Origin of the sequence: Variovorax sp. V15, from assembly GCF_041154425.1 — a bacterium.
In the GTDB taxonomy this organism is placed as follows: domain Bacteria; phylum Pseudomonadota; class Gammaproteobacteria; order Burkholderiales; family Burkholderiaceae_C; genus Variovorax; species Variovorax guangxiensis.
In genome coordinates this window covers 603,017-612,500 of the sequence record NZ_AP028659.1, presented here as the reverse complement: position 1 = coordinate 612,500, position 9,484 = coordinate 603,017, and the positions used below count along the sequence as shown (strand labels likewise).

Below are 9,484 nucleotides of genomic sequence, written 5' to 3'. Positions count from 1 at the left end.
CGGCACCCCTCCAAGCCCGGGAAAGCCGCATGCCTTCATCCTTTCAGACGTTCTTCCGCCGGTCGACGGCACTGCTGGCGCTGCTGACCCTCGGCGCCTGCGCGCAACTGCCGCAGAACGTCGATCGCCCCGTCTCGACCGCCATCGCCGCGCCGGCCACCGGCACCGCGCTGGCCGACCTGGTGCAGCAGCGCCGGCAGGCCGAGAAGGCCCGCTACGAATCCGGCTTCCTTCTGCTGGGAGGTCCGCAGGCGGCCTACGGCAGCCGCCTCGCGCTGATCGAAGGCGCGCAGAAGACGCTGGACCTCCAGTACTACGCGATCCACGCCGACGCCAGCACCGGCCGCCTGGTGCGCGGCCTGCGCGCGGCGGCCGAGCGCGGGGTGCGGGTGCGCGTGCTGCTCGACGACTTCCACTCCACCGGCCGCGACGCGTTGGTGCTCGGCCTGGCCTTCATTCCCAACATCCAGATGCGGCTGTTCAACCCGCTCGCGGGTTCGCGCGATTCCACCTTCAGCCGCCTGCTCAACTCGATCGACGACGCCTCGCGCATCCAGCAGCGCATGCACAACAAGCTGTTCCTGGCCGACAACGTGCTGGGCGTGACGGGCGGGCGCAACCTGGGCGACGCCTACTTCGGCAACGCGACCAATGGCAACTTCGTCGATGTCGACGTGCTGGCCGCCGGCCCCATCGTGCAGGACCTGTCGCGCAGCTTCGACAGCTACTGGAACAACGAGCGCGCCTACCCGGTGCAGTCGCTGGTCACCCGCGAGGAGCTGCAGGCCATGCGCGACCGCGCGCGAAAGGCCGCCCAGGAACTGGCCGAGGAATCGGCCCGGCAGCAGGAAGGAGGCGCCGGAACGCCCACAGCCGAACAGCGCGCCCGAGCCTGGGACGAGAAGCCGCTCGACCTGCGCACAGCCACCTTCGTCTGGGCGCCGGCCGTGATGCTGGCCGACAAGCCCGGCAAGATTCCCGCCGACTCCGGCCCCGGCAACGCGAAGGCTCCGGGCCTGGTGGTCAGCCGTCCCGACGACAAGGCCGGAAGTTCTCGCGGCCCGGCCTCGCTGGAAGCCGCCTCCGACATCGCAGCCAGCGGCGACACCGTGGTCGAGGGACTGCTGCAGCTCATCGGCCAGGCACGAACCGACCTGACCATCATCTCGCCCTACTTCGTGCCCGGAAAGGACATGCTGCAGGCCTTCTCCACGGCCCGCGCCCGCAACGTGCGCATCCGCGTGCTGACCAACTCGCTGGCCTCCAACGACGCGCCGGTGGCGCACGTGGGCTACGCGCGCCACCGCGAGGAACTGCTGAAGATGGGCATCGAGCTCTACGAACTGCGCAGCGAGCAGGCGAGCTTCGGCAATGTCTTCGGTTCCTCGGGCGGCAGCAGCGCCCCCGGCGAATCGCGCGCGATGCTGCACTCCAAGGTGCTGGTGATGGACGGCCGGCTGCTGGTGGTGGGCTCGATGAACCTCGACCTGCGCTCCCAGCTGCAGAACACCGAGATCGCACTGCTGATCCGCAGTAACGAGCTTTCGCGCGCCGCCACCGAGCAGATCGAGCGCGGCATGCGCGAGCGCTCATGGCGCGTCGAGCTGGTCGACGGCTCGCTGGTGTGGCGCGCGCCCCAGGGCAGCAGCCTGAAGGACGCCACCACCGAGCCCGACGCCGGCGCCATGCTGCGGCTGATGCTCAAGCTCTTCGGACCGCTGGCGCCCGACCAGCTGCTCTGAGAGCGGAGGCGGCGCCGGTCAGTGCTTGTGCTGGTGCGCCGCACTGCCGGCATCCGCGCCTTCGGGCGCGCCCACCGGCAGCGTCACGTCGAGCGTGGTCTTGGCGCCCTTGGCGTCCTGGAAAGTCAGCGTCATCGGCACGGTCGCGCCTTTCGCCAGCGCGCCCTTCAGGTCCATCATCATCACGTGGTAGCCGCCGGGCTTGAGCTCGACGATCTGGCCCGCGGGCAGGTCGAGGCCAGCCGAGAGCTCGCGCATCTTCATGGTGTCGCCCTCCATCTTCATCTCGTGCACTTCGGCGACACCGGCGGCCGGCGTGGAGATGCCCACCAGCTTCGCGCCGGTGGGCGAGGTCAGCTTCATGAAGGCGCCGGTGCCGCTCTGGCCCGGCACCGACTGGCGCACCCAGCCGTCGCGCACGTCGACCGTGGCCACGCCCTGCGCCACCACGTTCAGCTTCGCGGCCGGGCTCTTCAGGCCGGCGGTGGAGCTGCCCGAGGCCGGCACCTCGGCCCAGTCGGCAGCGCCCACGTCGCAGGTCTGAAGCACCTTGAACCACAGCGTGCCCGGCGTGGCGGGCACCTTGCCGCGCAGCACGAACTCGGCGCGCTCGCTGCCGGGCAGCGCGTTCCCGGGCGTCTCGGCGGTCCAGCGGACCTCGCCTTCGCCGTCCTTGGCGCCCTTGTGCACATCGAGCTTCCAGCCCTTGCGCGCCTGGGCGTCGCTCAGGATGAAGCCCCTGGGCAGGCGCACGGCCAGGCCGGTGGTGGCCTTGGCGCCTTCGCAGGCGTGGCCGACGCGGAAGGCGGCGTCGTAGTCGCTGCCGACGGTCACGCCGCCCGGGCGCAGGGTGACGTGCGCCACCGCGGCGCCCATGCCGGCCAGCATGGCGCATGCGGCGGTGGTCCTGAGGATGGCCATCGAAGTCGTTTTGTTCATGTCGTTTGGTCCTTGCGGTTGGAACGGGGAGTCATCGATCAAAGGTCGAACTTGAGTTCGGCCACGTAGGTGCGCTGCGGATACGGGTGGAAGGCCCAGTACCTGTTGTTGTTCAGGTTGTCGATGCCGAAGGAGGCGCTCCACTGCCGGTCGATCCGGTAGCGTATGCGCGCATCGACCACAAAGAACTTCGAGAAGCCCATGTACGCGAAGCCGTTGGGGTCGCTGTTGTCCAGGGTGCCGTACTGCCTGCCGCTGTAGCGCGCGCCCACGGTGTAGCTCCAGCGCTCGTCGGGCCGGTAGGTGGCCAGCAGCGTGGCGCGCACCCTCGGCACGCGCGGCTGGTCGTGCCCGACGCTGGCCGCGAAGCCGCTGTTGGCGGCGATCTTCGAGCGGGTCAGCGTGAGGCTGCCGCTCAGGTCCAGCCCGCGCACGCCGACGTCGACCGCGTTCAGCGCCACCTCCAGCCCGCGGGTGCGGATGGCGTCGACGTTCTGCACGGTGCTCACGAGGTTGGTGAGCGCCTGCGTATAGAGCGCGTCCCTGGTGTTCTCGAAAAAGAGCGTGGTGCGCAGCACGCCGTCGAGCCCCCAGCCCTTGAGGTCGCGCTCTGCCGTGAGTTCGGTGGTCCACGAGCGCTCGGGACGCAGGTTCGGGTTGGTGTTGACGATGCGGTTGCCGTCGATGGAGCCCTGGTAGAGCTCGCTCACTGTGGGCATGCGCACCGCGCGGCCGGTCGAGGCCTTGAGCAGCCAGTCGGAGGTGGCCTGCCAGGCGATGGCCGCCTTGGGCGAGCCGTAGCTGTTCTTGCGCGGCGAGAAGTTCAGCAGCGTGCTGGCGTTGCCGAGCTGGCCGCCGTAGGCCTCCCAGCGCTCGTGGCGCAGGCCGAGCGTGGTCTTCCAGTCCTTCGCGAAGCGCCAGGTGTCCTGCGCGTAGAGCGACTGCAGCCGGGTGTTGCCATTGAAGGCCGAGAACGGCGAGACGGGCGAGCCGCCGAGCCAGTCGAGCGAGTTGCCGACGCTGGTGCGAAGCCGCGCCGTGTCCTGCTGGAAGCCGAAGTCGACCACATGCGCGCCCACGCCCTCGGCCGAGCCGGTGGGCCGCCAGGTGCCGGCCGCCTTGAAGGTGTTCCAGCCGGTGCCGCCCATGTCGGTGGTGCGGCCCGGGCCACCGCCGAAGGCGCCCGGCAGCGGCGTGGTGGGCGTGCGGGAGGTGTCGCGCGAGTAGTCGTAGAGGCTGGCCGCCACCTCCCAGTCGAACACGCCGCCGGTGTGGCTCTTCACCGAAAGCCCGTGCATGTAGTGCGTGAGCGCGGTCTCGGTGGGCGCGAGCGCGGCGCTGGGCGAATCGAGGTTGTAGCTGCGGCCGCCGATGTTCACCCGCCCGCCGTACACCGGCCGGCCGAAGGCGTCGCGCAGCCAGGTATCGACGCCGCCGTGGGTGGTGTTGTTCCATGCGCCCAGCGTGTAGGTGGCGCGCACGGTGGGCGAGAAGTCGTAGGCCAGCTTGAGCTTGGCCTGCTCCTGCGTGGTGTCGTAGATGGTGGAGCCGCCGACCAGCCACCAGGGCTGGTTCGACGGGTTCAGGCCGCCCACCGCGCCGGTCACCGGCGTGCCCGCGTTGCCCACGGTGCCGGCGCTCACAAGCCGGTTGCCGAACACCAGCGCCTGCCCCTTGCTGTGCGTGCGCGAGGCGCTGAGCCACCACGACCAGTCGCCGCTGCGGCTGCCCAGCGACAGGTCGAGCTGCTGGCCGGCCGGCGAGGAATGGCTGTTGTAGAGGTCGAAGTTCGAGACGAAGCCGCTGAGCTTGACGTGCGCCTCGAACTTGGTGGGCATGCGCGTCACGTAGTCGACCACCGCGCCCACCGAGTTGCCGGGGTAGGCGGCCGAGAACGGCCCGTAGAGCACGTCGACGCGCTCGATCTCCTCAGGCGACACCATGCCCCAGCGCGGCGCATAGGTGGCGCCGTTGCCCAGCGGGTTCGACAGCATGATGCCGTCGGCGTACACCATCGAGCGCGCGCTGTTGCCGGTGCCCGAGGCGCGCGTGGCGAGCACCGCGTGGTTGAAGTCGCCGATGTAACGCTTGCGCACGACCAGGCTCGGCAGGTACTTCAGCGCGTCCTCGCTGTCGGTGGCGTTGACGGTCTCGACGATCTGCTCGTGCGTCACGCCCTCGATGGTGGTGGGGATCTGCGCGGGCAGCGAAGTCGGCCGGCCGCCGGTCACGGTGATGGTGTTGAGCGAGCGGCCGCCGGGGCCGCCTTCAGACGCCTCGGCCGGCTGCAGTTGCTGCGCCAGCGCGGGCGCGCCGAGGGGAAATGCCATGGCGATCGCCAGGGCGCGGGAATGCTTTTTCAAGAGGAACCTTCTCCACGAAGCTTCAAACCGGACAGGCCGGACAAGCCGCGCGCGCGCTTCGGGCGCGCATGCACGGCTACGGTTTTGAGAGCGTCAGGAGAAGGTCGGGGGCCCGCGCGCCGGCAGCGGCGCCGCGGTGGCCGCGGCCAGGCGCGCGGCGGGAATGGGCTGGACCACGCGGCCCAGCGGGAGGGGAAGATCGAAAACCGGGGCGGCCATGGCCGGCGGCGGAGCGCCGGTCAGCACACACAGCGGGCAGTCCATGTGCGAGGCGCCCATTTCCTTCACGCCGTCCTCGGTGTGGACCACCACCTTGATGGAACCGGCGCTGGAGCACACCAGCTCCATGGCCTGGGGGTTCACCAGCGGCGACGCCGCCGCCACGCCCAGCGACATCACGAACCACAGCAGCAGCAAACGCCCGGCGAGGGCGATGGAGCGGGTGGATCGGTGCAGCGCGTGCATGGCGGCCGCGATTATCTGCGCACTTTGCCCTTGGCGGCAGGGGCCGGGGCCTTGGAGGCCGTGGTCTTGCCGGCAGCCTTGGCCGGTGCGCGGGCTCCGCCCTTGGCTGCGGCGGGCGCCGCCCTGGCCGACTTTCCACCTCTTGCGGCAGCGGCAGGCGCGGCCCTTGCGCGCTGGCCCTTGACCGCCTTGCCGCCGCGCGCGGCCCTGGGCGCCGGCGACGGCGCCGCGAGCGCGGGCATCGGCTGCGCGGTCTGCTCCTGCGCGTTGGTCAGCACCGGCGTCACGGTGAAGCCGCGCGCCGCCATCAGCGTCGGCAGGCCCTGCGGGCCGATCATGTGCAGCGCACCGACCGCGGCGAACACGCCCTTGCCGCTGGCGTGCAGGCGTTCGATGCCGTCGGCGAGGTTCGGATTGCGGTCGTCGAGCAGGCGCTTGAGCAGCCGCTGCTCGGCGGGCGTGTTGAGGCAGTCGCACCACTCGGGGTAGCGGGCCAGCCGGGCGGCATCGCTGCGGGCCCAGACGTCGGCCAGCTCCTTGATCTGGCCCCGCAGCTTGCCCGATTCGAGTTCGTCGAGGGCCGCGTCGACCTGCTCGGCCTCCTCGGCTTCGGAATTGCCGGTCAGCACCTTGAGCTGGTCTTGCGCATTCTCGAGAGCGACGATGGGCTTGTTGCCGTTGCGCGCGGCGACGGCCAGCGTCTCGTCCACGCCGAATTCAGGATAGAGGCCGTCGGCACGCCCCACCAACCCGGCCAGCGCCGTGACCTGCAGGATCGGCTGCAGCTTCGACAGCGAGCCCGGCGGCACGCAGGCTTCGCTGTTCTGGCGCTCCAGCCGGCGGGCGCGCTCGCCGCTGATCATGCGGGCCAGCAGCTCGGGGTCGGCCGGGCGGGCCATCGTGCGCGCGGTGGCTTCGTCGCGCATGTCGAGTTCGAGGGCGACGGTGTCGCTCTGCGTCAGCGCCTTCTGGATGGTGGGGCCGGGCCGCACCCAGTCGCCACGGCCGATGTGGATGGTTCCGTACAGCCACGAGGTGCGCCCGTCGCGCTCGATGCGCCAGAGCACGCCGCGGTCGACGCCGTTGCGCATGGCGACGCCGGGCTTCTCGAGGCTGGCGATGGCGGAAGGCGGGCAGGCGGCTTGAGCCGCCCCGAAGGTGAAGAGGAAAGCGATGCCGCACAGGGGCGCGGCGAGGATCCGGAGTATCCGCAAGGCTTGCTCCACGATGAAAGAAAGTCCGGCATTCTCACAGCACCGCTGCCCATAATCCGAAACCATGCAAAGCATCTTCCACCTTGCCTTCAATGTCCGCGACCTCGACGGCGCCCGCCGCTTCTATGGCGGCGTACTCGGTTGCGCCGAAGGCCGAAGCACCGACACCTGGGTCGACTTCGACTTCTTCGGCCATCAGATTTCCCTTCATCTGGGCGAACCCTTCGCCACCGCCCGTACCGGCCGCGTCGGCGACGTGATGGTGCCCATGCCGCACTTCGGCCTCGCGCTCGCGCTGCCCGACTGGCAGGCGATGGCGCAGCGGCTGGAGGCCGCCGGCACCGAGTTCGTACTGAAGCCGCAGGTGCGCTTCGAGGGACAGCCCGGCGAGCAGTGGACGATGTTCTTCCACGACCCGTTCGGCAATCCGATCGAGGTCAAGGGCTTCCGTTCCCTGGACTCCCTCTACGACAAGTAAGCAGATGATCCCGCGCCCGGCCGCCGTCATCGCGCCCCTGGCGCTGCTGTGCGCCACCCTCGCGCACGCCCAGCTCGACTGCGAACTCAACGGCCGCCCCGTGAACCCCGACAACGGCAGCAGCACCGCCGGCAAGACCGGCCTGCTGCGCTGCAAGGACCGCGCGAGCGGCGAGCTGCAGCGCGAGGAGCAGATACAGAACGGCGTGTCGATGGGCCTGGTGCGCATCTACGAGAAGGGCAAGCTCGCCAGGGAGCAAAGCGTCAACGCCAAGGGCAACCTGCAGGGCCGCGCCCGGGAGTTCTCGCCCACCGGCCGCGTGCTGCGCGACGCCACCTACGACGATGGCCAGGAGCGCGGCCTGGTGCGCAGCTTCTATCCCGACGGCAAGCTGCGCCGCGCGATCTTCTATCCGACCTCCGACACCGGCGGAGGCAACGAGCGCGCCTCGGTCGAGTTCACCGAGCACGGCCAGCTCTCGGCCCTGCGCTGCGCCGACGCGCCCACGCTGGCGCCGGTGGTCGACGACGCGAAGCTCTGCGGCTTTTCGGGCACCGGCCCCTCGCAGGTCGACCTGTTCGACGCGCGCGGCATCCTGCGCTCGCGCCTCGCGTACGTGTCGGGCAAGCGGGTGCGCGCGCAAAGCTTCTACGACAACGGCAAGACCTCGTCGCTCGACGAGACGGTGGGCAACCAGCGCGTCGAGCAGAGCTTTTCATCGGAAGGCGTCAAGCGCCGCGAGACCGCCTTCCTGCTGGTGGAGCGCACGAGCATCCGCGTGCGCGAGCAGGCCTTCTCCGAAAAGGGAACGCTGGTGCGCGACCAGCGCTGGAACAGCGCGGGCGAACCGATCGTCGACGACAGCTACTACCTCAACGGCCAGCCGCGCAGCAAGTCGGCCTACAGCGGCAACGGCGACGCGCGCGCGGTCGAGATCACCGAGTTCTACGACAGCGGCCAGCGCGCCGCGCAGGGCCGCTACGAGATACAGGGCCGAAACCGGCAGATACCGGTCGGCACCCACCAGCGCTTCAGCGAGAAGGGCACGCTGCTGGCCGAGTCGAGCTTCGACGCCAAGGGCCGCGTCACGCGCGAGCGCGCATGGGACGATAACGGCGAACTGCAGCGCGACGACGAAGTCTTCGAGGACGGCTCGCGCAAGGCATATACAAGGTAACGCCCCCAGGCTCCGCGCACTTCGTGTCGCTGCGCCAACCCCCTACCGGGGGCGACACCTGCGGCCCGGCGAAGCCGGTTCCGCGGTGTCCCGCGAAAAGAGCTGCTCCTGGCGAGCTCAGTCCAGCTTGATTCCCGCCTGCTTGATGATCGGGCCCCAGCGCTTCGACTCGGCACGCGACAGCGCCGCGAACTGCGTCGGCGTGCCCGGCATCGCTTCCATGCCGAAGTCGTCGAAGCGCTTCTGCACGGCCGGCGTGCTGAAAGCCTTGTTCAGGTCGCCGTTGAGCTTGTTCACCACCGCCGCCGGCAGGTTGGCCGGGCCCAGGATGCCCTGGAACGCGAACACTTCCGTGTTGGGCACGCCCACCTCGGCCAGCGTCGGCACGTTGGGCAGCGGCTTGCTGCGCGCGCCCGAGCCGATGGCCAGCACGCGCACCTTGTTGCTCTGCATGATCGGCAGGCCCGAGGCCAGGTCGAGGAACATGCAGGGCACCTGGCCGCCCATCACGTCGGCCATGGCCGGCGCGGCGCCGCGGTACGGGATGTGGGTGATGAAGGTGCCGGTGCGCACCTTGAACATTTCCATCGCCAGGTGGTGCGGCGAGCCGTTGCCGGGCGAGGCGTAGTTGACCTTGCCGGGGTTGGCCTTCACGTAGGCCAGGAAGTCCTTGAAGTTCTTCGCCGGGAAGTCGGGATGCACCACGAGCGCCAGCGGGAACTTGCCGATGGCGCCGATGTAGGTGAAGTCTTTCTCGGGGCTGAAGGGCAGCTTGCTGAACAGGTGCTCGTTGAAGGCCAGCACCGCGTTGTCGGCCGACAGGATCGTGTAGCCGTCGGGCTTGCTCTTGGCGACGATGTCGGCGCCGATGTTGGTCGAGGCGCCGGGGCGGTTGTCCACCACGATCTGCTGGCCCAGCGTCTGGCGCATGGCCTCGGCGAGCACGCGCGCGATCACGTCGGTGCCGCCGCCTGCCGGATAGGGCACGACCCACTTGATGAGCTGCGCGGGGTATTCCTGCGCGCGGGCGAAGGGCGATGCGGCCATCGCGGCGCCGGAGGCGAGCGTGGCGAGAAGGGTGCGGCGATCCATGGAATCAGTCTCCA

Annotated in this window: 8 protein-coding genes; 3 read left to right on the top strand and 5 right to left on the bottom strand. The window is 69.9% G+C overall.

From position 1 onward, the window contains the following. The first annotated feature begins 29 nt into the window (after positions 1-29). A complete protein-coding gene (locus tag ACAM57_RS03030) occupies positions 30-1,742 on the top strand; it encodes a phospholipase D family protein (RefSeq protein ID WP_369660664.1) in 1,713 nt (570 codons plus the stop codon). Positions 1,743-1,760: 18 nt separating this feature from the next. Here the strand turns inward: ACAM57_RS03030 and ACAM57_RS03025 are convergent, their stop codons facing one another. From ACAM57_RS03025 to ACAM57_RS03010, 4 genes are all read right to left on the bottom strand, one after another. Then, positions 1,761-2,681 carry a copper chaperone PCu(A)C gene (locus ACAM57_RS03025; RefSeq protein ID WP_369660663.1) on the bottom strand — a complete coding sequence of 307 codons (921 nt, stop codon included), beginning with the start codon at positions 2,679-2,681 and terminating at the stop codon, positions 1,761-1,763. Positions 2,682-2,719: 38 nt separating this feature from the next. Further along, positions 2,720-5,011, bottom strand: coding sequence for a TonB-dependent receptor (locus ACAM57_RS03020; protein ID WP_369660662.1), 2,292 nt, complete (start codon positions 5,009-5,011; stop codon positions 2,720-2,722). Between the two features lie 126 nt (positions 5,012-5,137). Further along, positions 5,138-5,509, bottom strand: coding sequence for a DUF2946 family protein (locus ACAM57_RS03015; protein ID WP_184642031.1), 372 nt, complete (start codon positions 5,507-5,509; stop codon positions 5,138-5,140). An 11-nt stretch (positions 5,510-5,520) separates the two neighbouring features. Then, positions 5,521-6,723 (bottom strand): TraB/GumN family protein, encoded by a 1,203-nt coding sequence (locus ACAM57_RS03010; RefSeq protein ID WP_369660661.1) that lies wholly within the window; start codon positions 6,721-6,723, stop codon positions 5,521-5,523. A gap of 64 nt (positions 6,724-6,787) precedes the next feature. Between ACAM57_RS03010 and ACAM57_RS03005 the strand changes: the two genes are divergently transcribed. Together ACAM57_RS03005 and ACAM57_RS03000 are read left to right on the top strand one after the other, a co-directional pair. Continuing rightward, positions 6,788-7,201, top strand: a complete 414-nt coding sequence (locus ACAM57_RS03005) for a VOC family protein (protein ID WP_126025831.1) — start codon at positions 6,788-6,790, stop codon at positions 7,199-7,201. Positions 7,202-7,205: 4 nt separating this feature from the next. Then, positions 7,206-8,378, top strand: coding sequence for a toxin-antitoxin system YwqK family antitoxin (locus tag ACAM57_RS03000; RefSeq protein WP_369660660.1), 1,173 nt, complete (start codon positions 7,206-7,208; stop codon positions 8,376-8,378). A gap of 117 nt (positions 8,379-8,495) precedes the next feature. On the opposite strand, the gene ACAM57_RS02995 is transcribed toward ACAM57_RS03000, so the two are convergent. Beyond that, entirely contained in the window at positions 8,496-9,470 is a 975-nt protein-coding gene (locus ACAM57_RS02995) for a Bug family tripartite tricarboxylate transporter substrate binding protein (protein WP_369660659.1), read from the bottom strand. Positions 9,471-9,484 lie beyond the last annotated feature (14 nt).